The sequence below is a fragment of the Campylobacter concisus genome (assembly GCF_002092855.1).
GTDB classification, from domain to species: domain Bacteria; phylum Campylobacterota; class Campylobacteria; order Campylobacterales; family Campylobacteraceae; genus Campylobacter_A; species Campylobacter_A concisus_AI.
The window spans coordinates 124,961-147,500 of record NZ_LVLC01000023.1; the positions used below are offsets into that span (position 1 = coordinate 124,961).

At 39.0% G+C, this 22,540-nt stretch carries 22 protein-coding genes; 8 read left to right on the forward strand and 14 right to left on the reverse strand.

Translation table 11 applies throughout. The features are described 5' to 3' along the window. Positions 1-106 precede the first annotated feature (106 nt). From A3223_RS07390 to A3223_RS07410, 4 genes are all read right to left on the reverse strand, one after another. Positions 107-991 carry a methylenetetrahydrofolate reductase gene (locus tag A3223_RS07390; RefSeq protein WP_084109775.1) on the reverse strand — a complete coding sequence of 295 codons (885 nt, stop codon included), beginning with the start codon at positions 989-991 and terminating at the stop codon, positions 107-109. Between the two features lie 4 nt (positions 992-995). Then, positions 996-1,454, reverse strand: coding sequence for a hypothetical protein (locus A3223_RS07395; protein WP_084109776.1), 459 nt, complete (start codon positions 1,452-1,454; stop codon positions 996-998). A 25-nt stretch (positions 1,455-1,479) separates the two neighbouring features. Then, on the reverse strand, positions 1,480-3,753 hold the full coding sequence (gene metE / locus A3223_RS07400; RefSeq protein ID WP_084109777.1) for a 5-methyltetrahydropteroyltriglutamate--homocysteine S-methyltransferase: 2,274 nt from the start codon (positions 3,751-3,753) through the stop codon (positions 1,480-1,482). Positions 3,754-4,288: 535 nt separating this feature from the next. Beyond that, complete coding sequence (locus A3223_RS07410) at positions 4,289-5,785, reverse strand: C69 family dipeptidase (RefSeq protein ID WP_084109778.1); 1,497 nt, start codon at positions 5,783-5,785, stop codon at positions 4,289-4,291. A 201-nt stretch (positions 5,786-5,986) separates the two neighbouring features. On the opposite strand from A3223_RS07410, the gene rpmI reads away from it, so the two are divergent. Further along, on the forward strand, positions 5,987-6,178 hold the full coding sequence (gene rpmI, locus A3223_RS07415; RefSeq protein WP_012000969.1) for a 50S ribosomal protein L35: 192 nt from the start codon (positions 5,987-5,989) through the stop codon (positions 6,176-6,178). A gap of 99 nt (positions 6,179-6,277) precedes the next feature. Further along, entirely contained in the window at positions 6,278-6,634 is a 357-nt protein-coding gene (gene rplT / locus A3223_RS07420; protein ID WP_009295119.1) for a 50S ribosomal protein L20, read from the forward strand. A 238-nt stretch (positions 6,635-6,872) separates the two neighbouring features. On the opposite strand, the gene dapF is transcribed toward rplT, so the two are convergent. After that, positions 6,873-7,616, reverse strand: coding sequence for a diaminopimelate epimerase (dapF, locus tag A3223_RS07425; protein WP_084109779.1), 744 nt, complete (start codon positions 7,614-7,616; stop codon positions 6,873-6,875). A gap of 50 nt (positions 7,617-7,666) precedes the next feature. Beyond that, on the reverse strand, positions 7,667-8,263 hold the full coding sequence (gene coaE / locus A3223_RS07430; protein WP_084109780.1) for a dephospho-CoA kinase: 597 nt from the start codon (positions 8,261-8,263) through the stop codon (positions 7,667-7,669). 80 nt (positions 8,264-8,343) lie between these two features. Here coaE and purM point away from each other — a divergent pair, with 80 nt between their 5' ends. From purM to A3223_RS07445, 3 genes are read left to right on the forward strand one after another with little or no spacing between them, the layout of a single operon-like run. Then, entirely contained in the window at positions 8,344-9,327 is a 984-nt protein-coding gene (purM, locus tag A3223_RS07435) for a phosphoribosylformylglycinamidine cyclo-ligase (protein WP_084109781.1), read from the forward strand. Then, a complete protein-coding gene (locus A3223_RS07440; RefSeq protein ID WP_084109782.1) occupies positions 9,327-9,584 on the forward strand; it encodes a hypothetical protein in 258 nt (85 codons plus the stop codon). The genes purM and A3223_RS07440 overlap by 1 nt, the downstream gene beginning before the upstream one ends. Before the next feature lies 1 nt (position 9,585). After that, the gene (locus A3223_RS07445) at positions 9,586-10,008 is read left to right on the forward strand and encodes an RDD family protein (RefSeq protein ID WP_084109783.1); all 423 of its coding nucleotides are present in this window, start codon (positions 9,586-9,588) and stop codon (positions 10,006-10,008) included. 3 nt (positions 10,009-10,011) lie between these two features. Here A3223_RS07445 and A3223_RS07450 read toward each other — a convergent pair whose 3' ends face one another. The 7 genes from A3223_RS07450 to A3223_RS07480 all read right to left on the reverse strand — a co-directional run bounded on the left by A3223_RS07450 (position 10,012) and on the right by A3223_RS07480 (position 16,028). Continuing rightward, complete coding sequence (locus tag A3223_RS07450; RefSeq protein WP_084109784.1) at positions 10,012-10,749, reverse strand: hydroxymethylpyrimidine/phosphomethylpyrimidine kinase; 738 nt, start codon at positions 10,747-10,749, stop codon at positions 10,012-10,014. A gap of 93 nt (positions 10,750-10,842) precedes the next feature. Further along, positions 10,843-11,412, reverse strand: a complete 570-nt coding sequence (locus A3223_RS07455) for a hypothetical protein (RefSeq protein WP_084109785.1) — start codon at positions 11,410-11,412, stop codon at positions 10,843-10,845. Between the two features lie 90 nt (positions 11,413-11,502). After that, positions 11,503-12,183 carry a response regulator transcription factor gene (locus A3223_RS07460; protein WP_084109786.1) on the reverse strand — a complete coding sequence of 227 codons (681 nt, stop codon included), beginning with the start codon at positions 12,181-12,183 and terminating at the stop codon, positions 11,503-11,505. A 1-nt stretch (position 12,184) separates the two neighbouring features. After that, positions 12,185-13,834, reverse strand: a complete 1,650-nt coding sequence (locus tag A3223_RS07465) for a sensor histidine kinase (protein WP_084109787.1) — start codon at positions 13,832-13,834, stop codon at positions 12,185-12,187. Between the two features lie 45 nt (positions 13,835-13,879). Next, the gene (gene dsbI, locus A3223_RS07470) at positions 13,880-14,500 is read right to left on the reverse strand and encodes a protein-disulfide oxidoreductase DsbI (protein WP_084109788.1); all 621 of its coding nucleotides are present in this window, start codon (positions 14,498-14,500) and stop codon (positions 13,880-13,882) included. An 8-nt stretch (positions 14,501-14,508) separates the two neighbouring features. Further along, positions 14,509-15,165 carry a thiol:disulfide interchange protein DsbA/DsbL gene (locus A3223_RS07475; protein WP_084109789.1) on the reverse strand — a complete coding sequence of 219 codons (657 nt, stop codon included), beginning with the start codon at positions 15,163-15,165 and terminating at the stop codon, positions 14,509-14,511. A 116-nt stretch (positions 15,166-15,281) separates the two neighbouring features. Beyond that, the gene (locus tag A3223_RS07480) at positions 15,282-16,028 is read right to left on the reverse strand and encodes a carboxymuconolactone decarboxylase family protein (protein WP_084109790.1); all 747 of its coding nucleotides are present in this window, start codon (positions 16,026-16,028) and stop codon (positions 15,282-15,284) included. 277 nt (positions 16,029-16,305) lie between these two features. Between A3223_RS07480 and A3223_RS07485 the strand changes: the two genes are divergently transcribed. The 3 genes from A3223_RS07485 to A3223_RS09940 all read left to right on the forward strand — a co-directional run bounded on the left by A3223_RS07485 (position 16,306) and on the right by A3223_RS09940 (position 19,150). Then, a complete protein-coding gene (locus tag A3223_RS07485; RefSeq protein WP_084109791.1) occupies positions 16,306-18,141 on the forward strand; it encodes an aryl-sulfate sulfotransferase in 1,836 nt (611 codons plus the stop codon). Between the two features lie 371 nt (positions 18,142-18,512). Then, the gene (locus tag A3223_RS09935) at positions 18,513-18,860 is read left to right on the forward strand and encodes a hypothetical protein (protein WP_307772180.1); all 348 of its coding nucleotides are present in this window, start codon (positions 18,513-18,515) and stop codon (positions 18,858-18,860) included. Continuing rightward, on the forward strand, positions 18,854-19,150 hold the full coding sequence (locus tag A3223_RS09940) for an ABC transporter substrate-binding protein (RefSeq protein ID WP_307772179.1): 297 nt from the start codon (positions 18,854-18,856) through the stop codon (positions 19,148-19,150). Before A3223_RS09935 ends, A3223_RS09940 begins: the two co-directional genes overlap by 7 nt. A gap of 452 nt (positions 19,151-19,602) precedes the next feature. On the opposite strand, the gene A3223_RS07495 is transcribed toward A3223_RS09940, so the two are convergent. Next, on the reverse strand, positions 19,603-22,446 hold the full coding sequence (locus tag A3223_RS07495; RefSeq protein WP_084109792.1) for a beta strand repeat-containing protein: 2,844 nt from the start codon (positions 22,444-22,446) through the stop codon (positions 19,603-19,605). Positions 22,447-22,540 lie beyond the last annotated feature (94 nt).

The following is a 22,540-nucleotide window of genomic DNA, read 5'->3' on the forward strand; positions in this document are numbered from 1 at the left end:
TTATCTACTTTAAAATGAGCTTAAAAATCTTATATAATTAAAGCTAAAAAAGACTAAGAACTTACTAAAATCATCTAAAATATAAGTTTTGATAGCTTTTAAACTATCAAAACACCTCTTTCATCTTATGTGTTAGCTCCAAGCTCGCTTCTATCTCAGCTCTTTTTGCCATTACACTTTCTATATTTATGCTTAAATTTAACCCATTTTCGTCGCCAAATTTCTTTAGCTCGCACCAAATTTCTTTGATGATATCACAGCTACTAGCTAGGTAGTCAGAGCTTAAACTTAGCCTCTCTTCGACAGAGCTTGGCACGCTCACTCCAAGCCATTTGATAAATTCAAGCGTTTTTGCATTGCCAGCTGTGCTAAATGTCAGAAATATCGGCTCACTTATCTTTGCAGCCGCGCAATCCTCTAAAAATTTACGCGCTAGCTGTGAGTCAAAGATTGCTTGCGATATGAAAAATTTAGCCCCAGCTGCGATCTTTTCACGCATCCTTTGTGGCTCATCGCCCTTTTTGCCGTGACGCTCTGCGATACAGACACCGCCTACTGCTAACTCTTTAAATTCGCTAGCGATCTCGTAGGCGCGAGCTAAATTTAGCCTCACTTTTTGCGTGCTAGAAGTTGCCCCCACTAGAACGTTTAAATTTGAGCTTTGAGCCTTAAGTGCTGCGCGAAATTCATCCTCGCCGTATCCGCTAGCCACGCGGTAAAATATACTAGGTGTTGCGACGTTTAGGTACTTTTTGTAGTAAATTTCTGAGCTTAGCGTCCCACTAAACTCAAATGTCCTCTCGCTATCATTTCTCTCGCTCTCGTCTTGTACCTCATAAAGCACAAGCCCGTCGGCCTTGATATCATTTATCCGCCTCGTCCAGCGCTCTGAGATCTCACACAGCTTTGCCTCTTCAAATTCAGCCTTTGGCGGTGTGAGACCATAGAGCACGAGCCCTTTTTCTTTATTTAAAATTTTTTCTTTTAGCATTTTCTCACTTTTGAACTAGATCAGCCCTCATCACCACGCCAACAGAACTTTTTGACGACATGCAGACAAACTCGTCTTTTAGGTATTTTGCATCGGCTCGCCAAAAGCTCACGATATTTGCCACGTCGGCATTTTGCTTTTTAGCAGCTATCATATATCTTTTTATGACGGCGACAAAAGCCTCTTGGCAATAGCCCTTTATATCTCCGCTATCAGTGATAAATCTTTGAACCTTTACATTTGCCTTGATGACGCTTTTATTTTGGTCGTTTGAGCCAAATTCAAGCCTCACATTTTCAAATCCTGCTAGCTCTTTTTTGGCAGCTTCTAAATTTAAAGCCTCGCTGATACTATAGATATTTGTTTGCTTGTACGCACCTTTGTTGAGTGGTATAGAGTGGCGTCTAGAACTACATCCGGACGCAAATATAACTAATATTACAAATAGAAAAATCCTTTTCATTTTTCAAATCCTTTTTAATTAAATTTTATAGACCTCTTACGATCTTGACAGCTTCTACCATGTTTTTAAGGCTTGGCTCGACCTCTTCCCATTTTCTGGTTTTTAGGCCGCAGTCTGGGTTGATCCAGAGTTGCTCTTTTGGTAAGACTTCAAGCAGAGCTTTGATCTGAGCGACGATCTCCTCGACACTTGGCACGCGTGGACTGTGGATGTCGTAAACGCCAGGTCCGACCTCTTGTTTGTAGCCAACGGCTTTGAAAATTTTAAGTAGCTCGTTGCCACTTCTTGCAGTCTCGATACTAATAACATCAGCATCCATAGCTTCGATAGTCTTAATAATATCGTTAAATTCAGAGTAGCACATATGCGTGTGGATCTGGGTTTTTGCCTCAGCTGAGCTTACTGAAAGCTTGAAGCAATCAACCGCAAATTTCTCATAAGCTGGTATATTTTCAGCTCTTAGCGGATAGCCCTCTTTAAACGCTGCCTCATCGACTTGGATCACTCTGATGCCTGCGTTTTGAAGGTCTGCGATCTCGTCATAGATACAAAGTGCGAGCTGTTTTGCTACCTCGCTTCTTGGCAGATCATCACGCACAAAGCTCCAGTTTAGCATGGTCACAGGACCTGTTAGCATGCCCTTCATTACGTGTTTTGTGATACTTTGAGCATATTTCATCCATTTAACAGTCATCGGCTCTGGGCGGCTTACGTCACCAAAGAGAAGTGGTGGCTTGACGCAGCGGCTGCCGTAGCTTTGTACCCAGCCATTTTGGCTAAATGCGTATCCGCTGATCTGCTCGCCAAAGTACTCAACCATGTCGTTTCTCTCTGGCTCACCATGTACTAGCACGTCTAGGCCGATATCTTCTTGGAATTTCACGCAGTGATCGATATATTTTTTGATACCTGCTTCATAAGCAGCCGCGTCGATCTCGCCTTTTTTGAAATTTTGGCGAAGTACGCGAAGATCAACCGTTTGAGGGAAGCTACCTATCGTTGTTGTTGGTAAGATGCCGTATTTTAGTGTTTCGCGTTGAATTTTGATGCGATCTTCAAATTTCTCATCACGCTCAAATTTGCTTAAATTTTTAATGCGGTTTTGAACACTTTCAGAGTGGATGAGCTTTGAAGTGGCGCGAGTTTTAACGGCATTTTTATTTTCTTCATAAATTTTTGCCTCAGCATCGTTTAGATTCTCGCCGTTTGCTAGTTTTGTGATGATCTTGATCTCATCAAGCTTCTCAACCGCAAAGCTTAGCCAGCTTTTGATCTCAGGGTTTAAATTCTCTTCATATTTTAGCGTGTATGGTACGTGAAGAAGCGAGCACGAAGTACCGATGTAAAAGTCTTTGCCTCCTATTTTCTCTGAAATTTCACGAACAAGTTTTACTTTTTCATCGATGTTGCTTTTCCAGATATTTCTGCCGTCGATCACGCCAGCAAATAGCGTCAAATGGCTGTTTTTGATAGTCTCAAGTACTTCGAAATTTCTCTTGCCATGGATGAAGTCAAGTGCGATGCCGTAAATTTTAGTTTTAGCCACTTCGCTAACTGCTTTAATCGCATGCTCAAAATATGTCGCAAACACGATCTTGATGTTGCTAACAACGCCTGTTAGCTCGTTATAAACCTTTGTGATAAGTGGCAAAAGATCGCTTTCATTTTTGTCAGTTACAAAGATCGGCTCGTCAAACTGCACTAAAATTTCATCATCAAGCTTAGAAATTTGCTCAAGTAGCTTTTTATACTCGCCTACAAGCGCGTCAAGGTGCTTAAATGGGCAACTGCCGTCAGTCGTCTTTGAAAGGGCCAAAAATGTGATAGGACCGATCAAATTTACCTTGCCTTTTACGCCGTTAGCCTTCGCCTCTTTGTATTCATTTAAAATTTTGTCCGCTTTTAGGCTAAATTTACTCTCGCTGCTAAGCTCTGGCACGATGTAGTGGTAGTTTGTGTTAAACCACTTTGTCATCTCCATCGCAACACCATTTTTGTTGCCTCTTGAGCAAGCAAAATATTGCTCTAAGCCGCTTAAATTTGCAAATCTTGGAGGTGTCGCGCCAAAAGCGATGATGTTATCAAGCATTAGGTCGTAAAACGAAAAATCATTAACGCTAATAGCCGAAATACCAGCGTCTTGTTGATATTTCCAGTGTCTTTGGCGAAGTGTCTTTGCAGTCTCTTGCAAATTTTCTTCACTAAAGCCCTCTTTACCAGCCCAAAAGCCCTCTAACGCGCGCTTTAACTCTCTTTTCTCTCCGATTCTTGGAAAACCTAAAACATAACTTTTTATCATTTTTATCCTTTTTAAATTTCTATTTTTAATTAAAACTGTGCAAAGCACAGCAACTTTGAATATTTTTATGCAGGTGCAAGGGGGCTAGAATTACGAAACCGCCCCCTTATCCCTGCGACCCAAACCCCAGCACGTTCAATGTTGTTGCGCTGCGCACAAGTCTGTGTCACCTCACATGCGGTGGATGACACCCACTTCTTCTTAAACTAAAGTAAAATTTATAAAAAACCCTACTGAAAAGATCCTTGCCAAATTTCAGGCATTGCTTAGCTTTGCTATTAAAAATGCAGTTACAATGCAGCGGACCTGCTAGTAAAAATGGATTTATATCAATGTGAAAAAATGTAAAATCATTTAAAAATTTGCGTGTTTTTTGAAAATCGCTGATATGTTTTTTGCCGAGATTAATGAGCTTTATGCATGGGACAAGGCATCAGCGTTTTTCCTTTGTAGTGAATTTTTGTCGCATTATAAACGCTCTTTGCCAAATTTTTGTTTAAAGTTTGGGCGCTACTAAATTTCACGCCCAGAGTTTTTAGTCTTTTTTGCCTTTATTTAGAGATTTTAGCTTAGCGTCCATATCAGCTGTAAGCATAGTAAAGACTTTGTTTGTAAGCTCCTGAGTTAGATCCTTTGCCTCTTGCATTGTCTTTTGGCTAAATTCATTTAGGAGTTTGTCCGCTTTTTTCTTATCTTTTTTATAAAGCTTTACGTACTCATCTTCAAATTTAGCCTGCTTTACCGCCAACTCTTTTTCAAATTTGGCGTAAGCCTCTTTAACCACTGGCGAATACTTCTCATAATCGGTCATCACAAGTGTTTGAAGCTTTCTATAAACCCAGTATATCGAAGTATCATCAGCGTCATAAGAGCCATCTGAGTAGCCTTTTATAAAGCCATCAAGCCCCTCATAATACGGCAAATAAACGCTAAGATCAGCCATGCCAAGAGCTACGTAAGTCACACGGCCGATCTCTTTTGGTAGCCATGGGCGCACCTGCATGACGTGAGACTCGTATGTTCTAAAGACACTTATAGCGCGGTAGACGTTTTTCTTATCTTCATCTTTGCTGGCGTAGTTATCAAACGCAGTGCCGTTGTAGTGGGCTCTCATCGCAGCTTTTAGGTCTTCAACACTTAGTTTTTTCTCTGGTTTTAAAAATACTGGAAATTTCTGACCATCGGCGAAGTCTTGTTTTAGACTTGGGTTAAACATGCTTTGAACCCAGCAAACGCGTGGGTAGTTGTAGGTCACATCCCTCTCATCGTCCCTTGTATAGGCCTTTGTAAAGTTAAATTCGCCATCTTTTGCAGGGTCGTAAGTTTTGTTGTCAATCGCAAATTTGATAACATCTTTTGCGCCCATGAAATTTGGATCATTCTCTTTATAAGCGTGAAGTCTGCCTTGGTTTGCAGTGACAAAGTACTCATCTTGTGGGATCTTTGAAGCGATCCATTTATGGCCTGTACCTGTCTCAAAGTACCAAAGCTCGTTTGCATCGATAAATACCACGCCAAAGCCCTCTCCAGCGCCTTTTGTCTCAACTATCTCGCCAAGGAGCTTAACGCCCTCTTTTGCACTCTTCATACGTGGCAAAAGCACGTCTGGGATGTCATCTTCTGTGATGCCACTCTCTTCGTTATATGGGTCGATCTTTAAAAGCTCATCTTTTGCGTAAATGGTCTCAGTGCCGCTTAGTCCAACCCCTGCCTCGTTGTAGCCAACTGCTCCATGAAGTTTTGTGTGCGAATTTGCAACAGTTGTATATCTCATGCCATCTTTTGGAAGCGGATATGTAAAGTCATTTGCGCCGTCATGGGCTTTTGAGCTATGCATGCCAGTTTGGTTTTTCTTTGCTGGATGGATCAAAAAGACTTGCGCCTTTACAGCCTTGCTGTCTGCGCTCCTGGCGACTAACATAGAGCCATCGTTTGAAGCTTTATCTCCTACTAAAATAGTAGTGCATGCCAAGCTACTTGTGCCTAAAATCGCACTCATAGCGACGATTGATGCAATAATTTTGCCTTTCATTTTTACTCCTTTAGTAAAATAAAATTTCTTCATGTGATTATACGCCAAATTTAATAAATTAGTTCCATATTTTAAAACTTTTTTAAGTTAAATGTAAATTTATTGCAAATTTTGTCTAAGTGAAATTTAAATTTTCTAAAGGATTTTTCGCTATAATCCAAAACTTACGCAATTGCGTATAAAATTTCAAAAAGGATTAGCATGCCAAAGATGAAAACCGTTCGCGGTGCTGCTAAGCGCTTTAAAGTAGGTAAAAATAAGATAAAAAGGGGCTCTGCTTTTAGAAGCCATATCTTAACAAAAAAACCTAGTAAGCGTATGAGAGATTTGCGTGGCCCACAATACGTGGACAGCACAAATGTCCCAGCCGTTCGCAAAATGCTCGGCGTATAAGCAGCTGTAGATTTAAGTTTTTGACAAAAAGTCATTCAAACTCCCCCAAATTTAGGGGCAAGACTCACTTCGTGAGCGCCAATTTGTAAAAGGATAAATATGGCAAGAGTAAAAACAGGCGTAGTTAGAAGAAGACGCCATAAGAAAGTTTTAAAGCTAGCACGTGGTTTTTTCAGTGCTAGACATAAACACTTTAGAAAAGCTAAAGAGCAACTAGAGAGAAGTTTAGTTTATGCATACCGTGACAGACGCCAGAAAAAACGTGATTTCAGACGTTTATGGATCGTTCGTATCAACGCAGCTTGCAGACTAAACGACATTAGCTATTCAAGATTTATCAACGGCTTAAACAAAGCTAACATAGAACTTGATAGAAAAATTTTAGCTGATCTAGCTATGAATGACGCGAAGGCATTTGCGGCACTTGCAAAACAAGCAAAAGATGCTTTAAAATAACACCTTTTCTCCGCTTCGGCGGAGATCTTCTTTTTTTAAATTTCTATCAAATTTTTATTAAAATTTATTTTTCGAAATTTTTTTTAATTAGTTATTTTGTATTCAAATTTTAAATTAATACCACTATAAAATTTTACTTCATCAGCTAGGTGCAAATTTAGTAATATAAATTTGAAAAATTTGCTTACCATTACTAGCCAAACTAGCCAAGAGCAAGTATAAAACTCGCTCTAAATAGCTAAATTTCAATACTCGTATCAAAGCAGTGTTTCACCGCTCCACTAAATAAAATTTTGCCGTTTTCAAGCCTAAGTCCAAGCTCCTCGCCGCTTTTTGGATAGACTTTTAGGCATTGCGCTGCATTTAAATTTAAAGTAGCGCCGTAAAAGCAAGCCGCCATACCAGTGCCACAAGCTAGCGTCTCGTCCTCTACGCCCCTTTCGTAGGTTCTCACCTTTAAAGCTCCACCCTCAAATTTGGCCAAATTTACATTTGCATTGTATTTTTGACGAAGCGCCCTGCACTCTTTGACGTCAAATTCCTCTAAATTTTGTGTAAAATTTACAAGGTGAGGCACGCCAGTATCATAAAAATACCAAGTTTTGCCGTTTTCATTTAGCGGCTCGCTTAAAATCTTTGGACTTGTTAGTACAACCTCGACACACTCGTTTTTCACACTTGCCATAACCTCGCCACTACCAGTTAGCAAGACAAAATCGTTTGAACTAACAAGACCATTTAGATAGGCATATCTAGCAGCCGCGCGCGAGCCGTTGCCACACATCGCAGCGTAGCTTCCGTCGCTGTTGTAAAACTCCCATTTCACGCCCTTTTCGTAAGGCAAAAGCACGATGAGCCCATCAGCTCCCACACCGTTCGTTCTGCTGCAAATTTGCCTTGCTAGCTCACTTCTATCTTTACTCAAAAATGTATGAAATATTACAAAATCGTTGCCACTAGCGTTGTACTTTGAAACTTGCATTATTTTTCCTTTAACATTACTCTACTTATTTTTGCCAAATTTATATAAAACTAGCCGCAAATTTGCCTTAGAAATTTCTCTAGTTCTTGCTCTAAATTTTTTTTATCATCACTATTATCTATGATAAAATTTGCCCTTTTTCGCTTTTGCTCGATATCCATCTGAAGCTCCACTCTTGCTTTTGCGTCCTCTAAACTTAGACCATTTCGGCTCATTAAGCGGCTTAGCAAAAGCTCTTTTGGCGCATAGATCACAGCTATATTTTTAAACTCAGCGTATCGATCCTCTTTTTCAAAAAACAAAGGAATATCGACAAAATAAACCTGCCCCAAGCACTCAAGATTCGTAGCACGAGATAAAATTTCTTCCTTTATCTTTGGATGCAAAATTTGCTCTAAAATTTTTAATTTTTTTGGATCATTAAAAACAATGGCACCAAGTTTTTGACGATCGATCTTGCCAACTTCGTCTAAAATTTGCTCGCCAAAAAATTCTACTATCTCACATTTACAAATTTCAAGCTGTTCATGAGCGATCACGTCCGCATCAATCACACTAAAGCCTCGTTTTTTTAGCAAATTTATAGCCGTGCTTTTACCGCTAGCGATCGAGCCTGTGACGACATAAGCGTTTGGAAATTTCTGCAAACTCGCTCCATTTTTGAAAATTGATGACAATTTTAGCAACTTTTGGCTAAAGTTTTAAAAAATTACAAAAAAGGGTAAAGATGATAAGCTATAAAGATGCTGGAGTGGATATAGATGCTGGAAATAGCTTTGTTGAGGCGATAAAGCCTTTCGTAAAATCTACACAAACACCAAACGTTATAGGTGGCATTGGGTCATTTTCAGGAGCGGTCAGACTACCAAGCGGGTATAAAAATCCAGCCATTCTAGGCGCGACTGACGGTGTCGGCACAAAGCTTCGCCTAGCTATCGACGCTAAGAAATTTGACAGCGTGGGCGAGGATCTAGTCGCAATGTGCGTAAACGACCTCATCTGTAACTTCGCCACACCACTCTTTTTTCTCGATTACTACGCAACGGCAAAGCTTGAGATAGAGAGTGCCAAAGAGGTTGTAAAAAGCATCGCAAATGGCTGCAAAAAGGCGCAATGCGCACTTATCGGCGGCGAGACAGCGGAGATGCCGTCGATGTATGAAAAAGGCGACTTCGATCTTGCTGGATTTGCCGTTGGTATCGCTGAGGCTGATGAGATCGACAGAAGCAAATTTGTAAAAGCTGGTGACGTTTTAGTCGCACTTCCTAGTAGTGGCCTGCACTCAAATGGCTTCTCTCTTGCAAGAAAAGTAGTTAGCGAGCTTGGACTAAAATTTGATGAAAAAGTAGGCGATAAAAAGCTCATCGACGTACTTCTTGAGCCAACTAGAATTTACGTGAGCGACTTTTTAAGATTAAAGGATAAGATTACGGCAATGGCTCACATCACCGGTGGTGGCATAGTTGAAAACTTGCCTCGCGTCTTCCCTGCTGGACTTGGCGCAAAGGTGCAAAAAAGCGCTATAAAAACGCCTGAAATTTTTAAAATCATCGCTCAAAAAGTAGAAGATAGCGAGATGATGAGAACCTTTAACATGGGCGTTGGCATGATATTAGTTGTGTCAAAAGAAAACGTTGACGCTGTCCTAGCTAGCAGCGATGGCTACGTGATCGGTGAAGTAGTAAATGGCAAAGGCGTAGAGCTAGTTTAATGCAAGAAAATAGCAAAAAACGCTTACTAAAAACCGAAAATAAGAGCTTTTTTGATCTTAGCATTTATGAGTATATAGGCTGTTCTGGTGTACTAGAAAGCGATATCAAAAAACTTGATCTCTATAATCACTGGTGCAAGATCTCACGCGCCTCTACTATGCTCTGCGTCACGCATGATAGCGGCGAGAGTGACAACCTAGTCTATCTATATGACTGGGAGAAATTTAGCCGTATCTACATAAATACAGGAAATTGAGTTGGCAAAGCAAAAGGCAAAAATCGCACCTATTTGGGCTAGAGCAAAGGCCTTCGTTATCGATCTTTTTATCATCGGTATGCCGATATTTTATGCGATAACATATCTTGTACTTGATGGCAAAGAGGCGTTTTTGCATAACCAAATTGCTATTTTTAGTGCAAATAGCTTGATCTCACTTATAATGTGCCTTTTTTTTAGCATAAAAGCACAAACTCCAGGCTACAAAGCACAAGAAATTTATCTAATAAACCTAAAAACCGGTAGAAAACTAAGCTTTTTTCACACCATCTTGCGCCAAATTTGCTTTGCCTTTGCTGGCTTTAGCATACTTGGACTTTGCCTTTGTTTCTTTAGAAAAGATAAACTAAATCTGCACGACATCATCACTCACTCAGCTGCCGTGCAAAGATCAGAGGGGTAAATTTTACTTCGCTCCATGCCAAAGTAGGCGATTTTTACCAAGTTTTGTATCTATGCTCTCTTTTATGATAGAGCAAACATACTCTTTTGAAAGTTGTATAGACTCCTCTAAGCTCTTGCCCTTTGCTAAAAAGCAAGCAAGTGCAGTTGAGAAGCTACAACCAGTTCCACTCATTACAAGCGGATTAACAAGTGGGGTTTTAAAATTTCTTAGTGAGCCATCTTTTTTATAAAGTGTGTCTATACTGCTATCTTCACTGATATGTTTTTTTACGATGACGTCACAAGGCAGATCTTTATAATTATCACCAAAAAGCAAATTTGCCTCATCTAAATTTGGAGTAGTTACCGTAGCTAAACTCATTAGCTCTTTTAGCTTTGTCACCGCACTATCTTTTATAAGCTTGTGTCCACTTTTTGAGACGCAAACTGGATCAAGCACTACTACTTTGGTATTTTGAGTTAGTAAAAACTCACGCACTACTTCCATGATCTCTTCACTAAATAGCATGCCTATCTTAATCGCATCAAAGCTAAATTCTTCCGCAAGCGTATTTAGCTGATCTTTGACAAAGCTAGGTTCTAAGCAAACTACACTCTTTACAGCATCCGTAGTCTCAGCGACCAAAGAAGTTACTGCTGTTGCACTATAACAATTAAGCCTAGCACATGTTTTTATATCTGCTTGAAGCCCGGCTGTGCCACTATTACAAGAGCCTGCGATGATTAGAATTTTTTTCATCGTTTTCCTTTAAAATTTTTGGCTTATTATAGAGGATATTATATAAATTTGAGTTTTTTGAAAACAGAAGAAATTTGAGCAAAAAGCTCAAATTTATGAAAGTTTATTTAAGTCGTTATCGATATCTATATATATCGTAGTTGCATTAAGATTTGTATGCTCAAAGCTAGGATCTATCTGCTTATCGCCCTCTTTATGTTCGTTTATTTTAGCTAAAAGATCATCTTCTCTTAATCCATGCTCATTTGCTAAATTTGGATCTATTTCATTAAAACTAATATTTACGCTAGCCTCATCATTTGGCTCTTCTTGCTCTAAATTGGTTGCGCTAAGGATATCATCTACTTTTTCATTTATATGATCTAAAATCGATACATAATCATTGCCAAGAAGTGCTTTAAACAATGCGTCAGTATCTATACTAGACTCGCCAATATCATCGCTTACTACGCTACTGTCTAGCCAAAGAGTATCGTATCCGTTTATTGATATATCTTGTCCATCATTTGCAGTGATTGTAATACTTGAGCTTTCGCTCTCGCCCTTTATAGCCTCTCCGATATATACTTTATCATTTACGTCTAAAACTCTTACATGATCATTTTGGTCTATCGCTATAACATCAGATGAAACACTTTTAACTATACCAGCTACTGCTGCCATCTTTATTCCTTATTTTTATTTGTCGGTATTTTAGTATATTTAATTACTTTTGTATATTGTACTATGGTACAAGGTGGCGATAATTCCAAATCATTCAGATTTTGTGATTAAAATATATCCGCTCTCGCTGATATTTTTAAATTTCACACCAAGCTCACGCTTTAGACGAAGTATCACATTTTGGATAGCCGCCTTGCTAACATCGCTTTCATAGACAAATTCTTCTATCATCTCATAAGTAACTAGCTTATTTAGATTATAAGCAAAGAGCCAAAATATCTTATTTTGTAAAAAGCTAAGATAAATTTCAATGCCGTTTTTATAAATTTTCTCTCTTTTTAAATTTATACTCACCTCATCGCTTAAATAAACTAGCTTTTCATCTCGTTCAAAACTTAAACTAATAAGCATTGATCTAAGATCCTTCATATCAATAGGCTTTTTTAAAAAAAGCATCGCCCCTTCCTCCATGCTTTTTATCAAATTTTCATCGCTATCATAAGAGGTAAAGACGATAAATTTTTGGTGCGGTTTTGTGCGCTTCATCTCATTCATCATTTCAAAGCCATTAAGCACTGGCATGTGAATATCGCTCATCACGATATCAAAGCCTTGCTTTTTAAATTTCTCCACGCCATCTTGTCCATTGCAAGCACCAATTACCTGCTCGCAATAAGGCTTAAGCCCGCTAATAATAAGCTCTCTTGCCATATCGTCATCTTCGACTACCAAGACGGATGTCTTTTTTAAAATTTCTAAGACTTCTTGCATTTTAGTCCTTTAAATTTATATCAAAACTTAGTTCAAACACCGTTGGCTTTGCGTTATTTACGAGTCTTACGTCACCATTTAGCTTTTCTTGTGCTAGCTTTTTAGCAAAATAAAGTCCTATGCCATTTCCTTGCTTTTTGGTGGTATTTAGCCAAGTAAAAATTTTCTCGCTCATTTGCTCGTTTACGCCATTTCCATTGTCATAAACTCCGATGTAGCACTTATCTTCAAAGCTTCTAAATTTTATCTCGATGATACGCTTTAGTGGCTCATCTTTGTAGCTTTCGACAAGTGAGTCTTTTGCGTTATGTATTAGGATTAGTAAAATTTGTTGGATTATATTTTCTATCTGACGAACTTTTTGTTTATTAAAACCACTAAATTTTACACTAACATTTGCACGGCTTAGCTCTGTGTGCATGAGAGTTATTAGGTTTTTAACGCTTGTTTGCACCTCAAATTCGCTCACATTTTCAGCACTTTTGTAAAAATTTCTAAAAATTTCAATAGTACTTGAAAGAAGTTTGACCGAGCTTTGTCCTTTTTCAAGCAAATTTATTAGCTCCTCATCGCTTAATTTACCTTCTTTTTTTAGCATTATGCACGAGCTTAGCATTAGTTTTAGCGAATTTACTGGCTGAATAAACTGATGATTGATACCACTTATTAGCTCGCCAGCCTCACTCATTTTGGCTCTATGAGTTAGCAATGTTTCATACTCATCTTGTATCTTTTTTATCTTGTTATACATAAAATTATGAAGGATGTTTGCCAAAAATGTGAGCGCAACGAAGGCAAAGAGCAAGCTTAGAGCATTTTTTAAAGCTTCTTTTGTTAAAGCTGAAATTTCTTCTTCGTTATTTGTGCCAGCTCCTATGAACCAATTTATCGTTGGTATCTCAGCTACTTGGATTAAATTTTGTCCTATTTTTAAGCTTGTAATGTCTTCATCTTTTAAAAACAACTCTTTAAATTTCTCCTCGATCTCTTTTTTTAAAGCAAGATCAGGTATCGATGTTAAAATTTCACCGCTATGAGTCACCAAAAATGAGTAAGAATTTGGCGCAAGGCTAAAATTTTTAATGCTGTTAAAGATATTTTCTATACGCACGACGCCACAAAGTGCTGCTTTAAATTTCGCTTGTTTTGTGACTGGAACGCATAAATTTAGAGTTGAGCCTTTTAAAATTTTATGTTTTTGCATGAAATTTACGCTTGGGGCATTTGTATTTTTTGTCTCAACATACCAGATAAGCCCTGCTCTTTCACTCTTTGGCATAACTTCTTCTAAAATTTTCTCTCCGTCTACAAAAATTTCTCCATCATCCCTTAAAAGCTGCATTAGATCAAATTCTTTTGCGTTTTGTTTAAAGAGCTTTATAAAGCCAGCTATCTTTTCATCGTCATCTACGATGTCTGCATTTTGTATAAATTTTGACGCACGAATGAGTGAATTTATACGTTCATCAAGCCAAATTTGAAAGTTATTTACGATATTTTTGCTAACTGCTATGTTATTTTTATCAGATAGCTCTATAATTTTCTCTTTTGCATTGCTGTAAATATTTAGCCCAAGAAGTATTACAAAAAGGCTAGCAAGCAAGATGATGACGTAGATTTTAATATTTTGTGATTTTAAATTAATACCCATACGCGCAGTATATCCTAAGTTAGCCCAAATTTGGGCTAACTAAATTCATTTTAAAAAGGATAAAAGCTTTGAAACGAGCATAAGTGCAAGCACTACAAAACAAACACCAAATCCAAGCAGCGTGCAATCAGCCATCGACATAAATTTAGAGGACGGCACAAGATACCAGCCGTCTGCGTAAAGATCAACTATGTTCTTTTGCAAATCACTTAGCACCACGCCATCAGGCACCATAGGGCTGTCATATCCGCAGTCCCCCGTTGGCATAAACCAGTCAGGTGCCCACTTCTCAAGCGGCAAGCCAAATGGATAGTGTGGCTCAGTAGAGCAGCCCTGCACGCCAAAAGGATCATCGCCATGCACCGCATCATGGATTTTAGCTAGCTTTACGCTATACATTATGCCCTGCACCGCTCCCCAAAAGGCAAAGACGTAGCCAATTAGAGCAAATAGCAAATTTTTTGGGTTTATCATAGCGATCACGCCGCCAAGTGCCATACATAAAAATGCAAAACGTATATAGACGCACTGCTCGCAAGGAGGCATATAGGCGTAGTTTTGAAAGAGCGAGTGCGCGATAACGACAAGTGCGACGCTTACAAAGACTAAGATCGCCCAAGAGATGCGTGAGTCTTGAAATTTGGCCATTTTTTTAAAAAAGCTCATGTGGTGCCTTATTTTTTAAGAAGCTCTTCGATGAGTGCTGCCATGCCATCAAGCGAGCTGATTGATTTTGTCATGATGAGATATTTGCCATTTACGACAAATGCTGGCACGCCTTGAATTTTAGCCACATCATAGCTCTCATCCCACTTTTTAAGCAGCTCGGTCACTTTTGGATTAGCTAGCTCTTTTTCGTAGTCTGCCTTACTAACGCCAGCAGCCTCAAGTCCGGTCTTTAAAAAGCCCTCGGCGTCTTTGCCATCGCTCCAGCGCTCTTTTTTGTCGTGATAAGCCTTGTAGTAGGCAAATTTAGCCTTTTTAAATAGCGAATTTTCATCAAATAAGCTGACACCTTTTGCCTCGTCCATGACGATAAGCACAGCAAAAACCTTGCTCGCAACCTCGCCATAATCGCCCTTTGTCTTTAGATGAAATGGCTCGTATTTTAGTCCAGGGATTTTCTCAACTACCTTTGGAGTGACGCTCTTGTCGTACTTGTAGCAAAATGGGCAAGCATAGCTAAAAATTTTAACTAACGTATTTTGTCCGACACTTAGTGGCTTTTCAAGCTTGACGTAGTCCTCGCCCTCACTAAATGCACTAGCACTAATCGCACCAGCTACCGCAACGGCAAAGATAGCCTTGCTAAATTTAGATAGAAAACTCATAATAATCTCCTTTAGATGATTTATTTTGAGTTATTCTACAACCAAGCTCAACCGCAAATTTAACGCTAGAATAAATTTTGGCTGAAATTTCCAAGATATTGCATTAATTAAAAAATTTAATTTTTACTAGAACTTATCTCATTTATTGCTGATAATGCATTTAAAGCACTTGGATAGCCTATAAATGGTATAAGAGTTGTAACAACGCTTATTAGTTTAGCTCTATCGTTGCCGATACCAAAATTTGCAGCAATGTGCCCTAAAAGCTGTGGCTTTGCAAAGCCAAGAGTCGTGATGTAGACAAATGTCAAAAGCTCCCTAAGCTCTAAACTAAGCCCATCTCTTGCATAAAAATCACCAAAGCAGTTTTGTGATAAAAAATCCATTATATGTTTTTGATCATTTGGCATTGATGCGATAAATTTATCAACCGCTGGGAAGAGTTTTCTTTGTATCTCAAGACCTCTCTCGCCTCTGCCTTCTCTTGATTTTTTAGGCATATTTTCAGGCTCTATATAGCGCTCATTAAAAATTTCATCAGCTAAAAATATATAATCTTCTACCTTGCCAAGCCCAGCATAAGGCACTGCTTGATATAAAATTTCTCTTATCTCTTTTGCTGATATGCCTGCATTTAAAGCAGCCCTCACGAAGCTTTTAAATGAGCTTTTTGCACCTTTACTCACGCAAAGAGAGGCGATGATAACCGAAAGTCTTGTTTTTTCATCAATATTTATCACTTCACTAATATCGCCTAAAAAATTTAAATAATCCTCTAAAAAGCTAGCATTGCTCTCTTCAAGCTCACTTTTTGATTCAAACCAAATTTCATAAATTTTCTTTGCATTGTAAGTTAGTGTCATAAGTTTTACTCCATTGTTTGGGGCTGATTATAAGTGCTAAAGCGTAAATGCCAGCTTAAGGTCCAAAAAGGCAAAAATTTTTAATATAAATTTAGATTTTAAGCCATTATAAAGTTTATCGTGATTTTTATGTTATAAGGTTTTATTACAATTACGAAGGACGCAATATTTTTTATTACTCCTTTTACCTATTTTAAGCCTTGGGCGTTCCAAGGCTTTTTCTAAATTTTATAAGCTTTATGAGTAGAGTTTATAAAATTTATCCAAAGGAGATGTTATGAAAAAGACTTTGAGTTGTGTTGCGCTAGCTTCTGTGCTTTGCTCAAGCGCTTTTGCGATAGGCGGTCCAAGCGGAGCTAAACTTGACTACGCTATCACTGGGCAAATAGGCGAAGTAGTGGTAAATCCATACGACACTGCCCCACTTACAGCAGTCATCAAAAATGGCGGCTACACACTAAGCAATGCCAAAGTAACCATTGTGCCAAAACAAGGTGGTCAGGTGATAAGCTACAAAGTGGCTGACAAGCATCTTCGCACACATGGCGGCATCCCAGTTTTTGGCATGTATCCTGACTATCAAAACACCGTTGAGGTCGAATACGACAAGAGCTACAAAGGTAAGACCGAGCACATAAAAGAGAGCTATAAAATTTACGCCCCAGCTATCTACCTAGAGAGCGCTGGCACGCCAAATCAAAAGGGCGCGCTATTTGACAAGATCGAGGTTACTAAGCCAGCGAGCGCTAAATTTGCAAACCGCCTCTACTATGTAAATAACTTTGTAAATAAAACAGGCAAGGGCACAAAAGTAGTTTGGAACAACCCAGCTGGCGGTGCGATCGAGTGGAACTATAGCCCAAATAACTTCATCCTTGATACAAAAGGCGAGGTTAGATGGTACCTTGAGCCAAGCAAAATTTATGATCTTAAACAGCCATTTCACGCTGGCGTTATGATGGGCTTTAAGCAAAATGACGACGGCGCGATGACTTGGGGATATGGCCAAAGATACGCAAAATACGACATCATGGGTAGAGAAATTTTCAACCGTGAGCTACCAGCTAGCTACAACGACTTCTCTCACTCAATGGACGTAGCACAAAACGGACACTACTTCTTGCGCGTGGCAAATGCTGATTATAAAAGAGCTGATGGCAAAAACGTAAGAACCGTGCGCGACGTGATCGTCGAGCTTGACCGAGATGGCAACGTAGTTGATGACTTTAGGCTTTATGAAATTCTTGATCCTTACCGCGATATCGTGCTAAAAACGCTTGATCAAGGCGCAGTTTGCTTAAACATAGATGCTAAAAAAGCAGGCCACACAGCAAGCTCTGATGAGCTTCAGTCTATGGATACACACGATAAATGGGGCGATATAGTTGGAGCAGGTCCTGGACGTAACTGGGCTCACGTAAATAGCGTGGATTATGACCCAAGTGACGATAGCATCATCATCTCAAGCCGCCACCAAGACGCAGTCATCAAGATCGGCCGCGATAAACAAGTAAAATGGATCATGGGTGCTCACAAGGGTTGGAGCGATAAATTTAAAGATAAACTCCTCCAGCCAGTTGATAGCAAAGGCAACAAAATAGTCTGCGAAGATGAATACTCAAAATGCCCAGGATACGAGAGCGACAAAGGTGGCTTTGACTGGCAATGGACGCAACACACAGCATTTAGGATAGATAGCAAGTCTAAAAAAGGCGAAATTTACCTAAGTGTCTTTGACAACGGCGACACAAGGGGCATGGAGCAACCAGCCATCGCTGGCATGAAGTACTCTCGCGCGGTCGTTTATAAGATCGATGAAAAGAAAAAGACTGTTGAGCAAATTTGGGAGTACGGCAAAGAGCGTGGCAAAGAGTGGTATAGCTCGGTTACTAGCCTTACGCAGTATCAAGATGACCTTGATAGCGTGATGGTCTATTCAGCCGTTGCTGGCATGCAGTTTGACATCGCAAAAGGTCGCCCAGTAGGACTTCCTAGCCCACACATCGATGAGTTTGAGTGGGGCGCAAAAGAGCCTAGCATCGAGATAAAGATGACAAATGCTATGGGCTATCAGGCGTTTCCATTTAGCTTGCAAAAAGCTTTTGAGAAATAATCTCTCTTTTCTTCCCTTTTTGCCAAGTGCAAGAAGGGGAGTCTTTGCTATAAATTTAATCTATCAATAATAGATACAAATTCACATTCACTCATAAATTTTAAAGCTCTAAATTAGAAATCTATATTGTAAGGATATTGTTTATTAAGGCGATAACGTATAGGATTAGCACTTATATATAAAAATATATATTTAACATAAGGAGAAAAAATGAAAAAATTTTCATGGCTTTAATGGTGCTGTTTACAGGCCTTTTGCTTAATGCGGCTTAGTTTAGAGAGATTAAAGACATATCTGGCGACATCGTCAAAGTCCCTGTAAATGTAGAAAAGATCGCTACGCTTTGGTATGCAAATAACCAAATCGTCTTGATGCTAGGTGGTGCTGACAAAATAGTCGCAACAACCGATCTCATAAAAAACAACAAATGGTTCGCACATATATACCCTAGAATTTCAAGCATTCCAAATGGCGTAAACGGCAAGAGCCTGCAAGTAGAAGAGCTGGTCAAACTAAGCCCTGATATAGTCATAGCCGCAGACAAAAAGAACAAAGAGGAACTAACAAAAAATGGCTTTAACGTCCTTTATCCGTCATTTACGAATCATGCGGATATGAAAAGAAGCGTATCTATAATGGCAGAAGCCATAGGAGGCGACGCGCCGAAGATCGCGGAGAAATTTAATAAGTATTTTGACGGCAACCTAAAAAAGTGCTAAGTAAAACGGATAAGATCACTGCGTCAGATAGACCAAAAGTGCTTCACATAGCAGATGGCAAGAATTTATTTAAGGTTGACGGCGCAAATACGATCATAGACGAGTGGATAAGTGTCGCAGGCGGCCAAAACGCGGTTCAAAAAGCTGGAAATATGCTTGAAATCAATGCTGAAGAGATACCAAATATGAACCCTGATGTGATCATCATAGGCAGAGCTAAAGCTCCAGAAATTTTGAAAAAAATATATGAAAACCCTATCTACGCAGACACTAACGCTGTAAAAAAATAAAAGAGTTTACGTAAATCCTACCGGCGTTTTTAGCTGGGATAGATACGGCGCCGAGGGGGCATTGCAAATTTTATGGGCAGCTAAGATATTACATCCTGAAATTTTTAAAGATATAGATATAGCAGCCGAAACGAAGAAATTTTATAAGAATTTTTACACTACGAGCTAAGCGATGATGAAGTAAATTACATCTTAAATGGCTTAGACCCAACTGGAAAATAGTTTATCCTTACGGCGGTAAATTTATCTACATTTGCCACTAAATTTATCCATTTTCAGCCTTTACTTGTCTATTAGAACTTACTAATTTGATATATGCTAACTACTACTTAAATGACTAAAAATTTGTGGATTTGGTGCTAATTAAAAAGATAAACAATTATAAAAATTTAATGATAGAAGAAATTATCCCAAAGGAAAATCCTTTGGGATTAAAGTGGCTTGGTTAAATTTTAAAGATCAACTTGTACATCGTTTTTAACTTCGATTGTAGTTGTGCCATTGCTATAAAGAGTATAGCCATCATTAGAGCTTGGATGACCACTGCCCCAACCACCATCGGTAAGTTTTAGCTTATCACCTTTGTCGCCATCTATTCTTAGTGTACTCTCACTACTATCACGTAGTATATCTTGAACATTGCTAGCTGTAAGAGTTAAGTTTGTGTTTTCTCCATTAGTCATATCTAGTCTTTCGATATTTTTAACATGACTAAAATCAATACTGCTATCAGCAACTTTTAATGTATCATATCCGGTTCCACCGTCTATTGTTGCACCAGATATGTTAGTACCTTTTCCGATGACAATTGTGTCATCACCAGCATCGCCTCTAATGTTAGCATTATTTAAAATAGTGTCTTTTTTGATCTCTATTGTATCGTTACCAGCTCCACCTTCTATGTTGGCATCATTAAACGTTCCAGAGTTAACAAAAATTTTATCATCTCCCGCTTCACCATCAACACCGCCATGTCCATATTTGCCATTAAATTCGGCGCCATTTACATGTATTTCATCGCCTCCATCGCCACCAAATACCTTAGAATAATTAAATGTAGAGCCACTATTTAAATATATTTTATCTTTACCATCTCCAGCTTGTATAAAAGACATATCTTGGAATACAGTTCCATCTTTTACTGTAATCTCATCATCTCCACCGCCAGTCTGTACGCTAGATAATCTACCGTCATCGCTTTTCATAAAGGTAGTATTTGATATCGTTACATGATCTATATCATTAGCAGTGTATCCTGCATCATCGGTATACAAAGTAGATCCCTTAAATGTTATACGATCAGTAGCACTATTTCCGCTAATTTCTATAGTATCCTCTCCGGCACCCATATCTATAACTGTACGAGTAAGCGTTACTCCGCTATCTATATTTATGGTATCAGAGCCGGCACCAGTTATGATATTTGACTGAGTAGTTGCAGTTATATTGCCCTTAATATTTACTTCGTCATCATCTGCACCTGTATTTATAGCACCATCAAGCGTTACTTCATCTTCGATATCCACAGTATCTACTCCAGTACCTGTATTAATCTCCGCATGCTTTAAAGTAGAATTTCTGATAACTACGTGGTCTCCATCCGCACCGGTATCTATCTTCGTTTTTGCGCTAGCTGTACCGTTAAGCTTAGAATCCGTAATATATACTTCGTCTACGCCCGCACCGGTTTCTATATTGTTTCTACCTTCCATTAAAGAGTCGCCTTGTATTTGTACCAAATCGTCTTTGCTACCGGTAGTTATATTAGTAGTTTCTACTTTTCCTCTGTTTATCTGCACATGCTTGGTATCTCCGTCACCCATATTTATATTTACTTGTTGGAAGTCTGATACTCTGCCCGCATAGTTGCCGCTATTACCCATGCCAGTTAGCACTACGGTATCCTTGCCGTCGCCCATATTTATCTCAGTTTCCGTTGCTGCAGAGTAGCTGTAACCTTGAAACGGACTTGTAGTTAGGTGTTCAAATCTTATTATGTCGTTGCCTCCGCCGGTATTTACTTCCGCGAAATTTAACAATGCCCCATCGTATACATTGACTTGGTCGACGCCATCTCCAGTGCTTATATAAGCATCACTAAATACCGCATTATTGGTTAATGTTATTTCGTTACCACCATCGCCATTTTCTATACTACCACCGTTCATAGTAGCATCGTCTATAGTTACTTTGTTTAGACCCCCTCCTAAAGTCATTTCAACATTATTTAGTGTAGCTTTATCACTTACGTTAACAATGTCGTCTCCTTCTCCGGTTCTAATCTTAGAGTGCTTACCTTCCAGAGATGTTTCTAGATCGCTCTTAATATTGATCGTGCTTTTTGTACCAGTATCTTTCGCTATGATTCTAACACCAGTAGTAGTAGCTCCTTTTTCAAAATTTATCGTATTTTCTTTGGCTTCCGTTTTTATTATGGTATTAGATACAGATGCTCCGTTTTTCACGTTTAGCTCAGAAGTATTACCTTGTTCTCCTTTATCTAAAGGACTAGCAGACTTACCCATATGTATAAGAGCTTCTTCTGTGGTGCCGTTAATATTTGCTCCAGATTTTACGTTTACAGTGTCATTACCGCTTCCGCTTCTGATCATGGTGCCTTTTTTTAACTCGGCTCCAGAATTTACGTTTATAATGTCATTGCCGCTTCCACCGTCTATCACACTAACTCTCTCATCGGTTACATCAAACGAAGCGTTCTCGATATTTATTACATCATCATCAGCACCGGTCATTAAGATAGATCCTTTAAAATTAATCTTATCTGCAGCAGTTCCTTTTAAATTTACGATTTCACTTCCAGCGCCCATATTTATTATAGTATTAGTTAAAGTGACGCCAGGAGCTATATTTAAGTTGTCCGAACTTGAACCGGTGCTTATATAAGATTGACCGCCTGTGTATTCGTGAGTAAGTGGATCTACTTCACTTGTACCAGTACCTGTTACGTCAGAAGTTATATTGATCTCGTCACCCTTTACGCTACTATAAATTTTAGTATCTATATTGGTACCATCTGAAGTAATCTTGCTTCCATTATCTCCGCCAAATACGCTAAGATCACTTGAAGGATCTACTATTTTGGCCACATCTCCAGTATGATTTGCCGAATTAGCACTACTTGTTAGCACTAAGTCTTTAGCATTATCTTGACCAATAGCTAGCTTGCCGTCGTTACTTTTAAACCAGCCGTCTTGAAGGGTAAATGTATTTACTCCAGCGTTAGGAACTAGATAATCCCTACCGTCTATCCATCTAACTATACTATAGCCATTCAAAGTAGATCCGGCATTAGACATGTCATTTACTAGACTTCGCATATGAAAAACGAATCCGTCGTTTATATTTTCGTTTAGATACGCCGACAATGGA

Excerpts from the sequence above, each read along its gene's own strand:
- dsbI (WP_084109788.1), bottom strand. The coding sequence starts at position 14,500 with ATGAGCTTTTTTAAAAAAATGGCCAAATTTCAAGACTCACGCATCTCT.
- A3223_RS07450 (WP_084109784.1), bottom strand. The coding sequence starts at position 10,749 with ATGAAAAAAATTCTAATCATCGCAGGCTCTTGTAATAGTGGCACAGCC.
- A3223_RS07465 (WP_084109787.1), bottom strand. The coding sequence starts at position 13,834 with ATGGGTATTAATTTAAAATCACAAAATATTAAAATCTACGTCATCATC.
- dapF (WP_084109779.1), bottom strand. The coding sequence starts at position 7,616 with ATGCAAGTTTCAAAGTACAACGCTAGTGGCAACGATTTTGTAATATTT.
- rpmI (WP_012000969.1), top strand. The coding sequence starts at position 5,987 with ATGCCAAAGATGAAAACCGTTCGCGGTGCTGCTAAGCGCTTTAAAGTA.
- A3223_RS07460 (WP_084109786.1), bottom strand. The coding sequence starts at position 12,183 with ATGCAAGAAGTCTTAGAAATTTTAAAAAAGACATCCGTCTTGGTAGTC.
- purM (WP_084109781.1), top strand. The coding sequence starts at position 8,344 with ATGATAAGCTATAAAGATGCTGGAGTGGATATAGATGCTGGAAATAGC.
- A3223_RS07440 (WP_084109782.1), top strand. The coding sequence starts at position 9,327 with ATGCAAGAAAATAGCAAAAAACGCTTACTAAAAACCGAAAATAAGAGC.
- A3223_RS09935 (WP_307772180.1), top strand. The coding sequence starts at position 18,513 with ATGCTAGGTGGTGCTGACAAAATAGTCGCAACAACCGATCTCATAAAA.
- metE (WP_084109777.1), bottom strand. The coding sequence starts at position 3,753 with ATGATAAAAAGTTATGTTTTAGGTTTTCCAAGAATCGGAGAGAAAAGA.
- A3223_RS07485 (WP_084109791.1), top strand. The coding sequence starts at position 16,306 with ATGAAAAAGACTTTGAGTTGTGTTGCGCTAGCTTCTGTGCTTTGCTCA.
- A3223_RS07475 (WP_084109789.1), bottom strand. The coding sequence starts at position 15,165 with ATGAGTTTTCTATCTAAATTTAGCAAGGCTATCTTTGCCGTTGCGGTA.
- A3223_RS07480 (WP_084109790.1), bottom strand. The coding sequence starts at position 16,028 with ATGACACTAACTTACAATGCAAAGAAAATTTATGAAATTTGGTTTGAA.
- A3223_RS07390 (WP_084109775.1), bottom strand. The coding sequence starts at position 991 with ATGCTAAAAGAAAAAATTTTAAATAAAGAAAAAGGGCTCGTGCTCTAT.
- A3223_RS07395 (WP_084109776.1), bottom strand. The coding sequence starts at position 1,454 with ATGAAAAGGATTTTTCTATTTGTAATATTAGTTATATTTGCGTCCGGA.
- rplT (WP_009295119.1), top strand. The coding sequence starts at position 6,278 with ATGGCAAGAGTAAAAACAGGCGTAGTTAGAAGAAGACGCCATAAGAAA.
- A3223_RS07410 (WP_084109778.1), bottom strand. The coding sequence starts at position 5,785 with ATGAAAGGCAAAATTATTGCATCAATCGTCGCTATGAGTGCGATTTTA.
- A3223_RS07455 (WP_084109785.1), bottom strand. The coding sequence starts at position 11,412 with ATGGCAGCAGTAGCTGGTATAGTTAAAAGTGTTTCATCTGATGTTATA.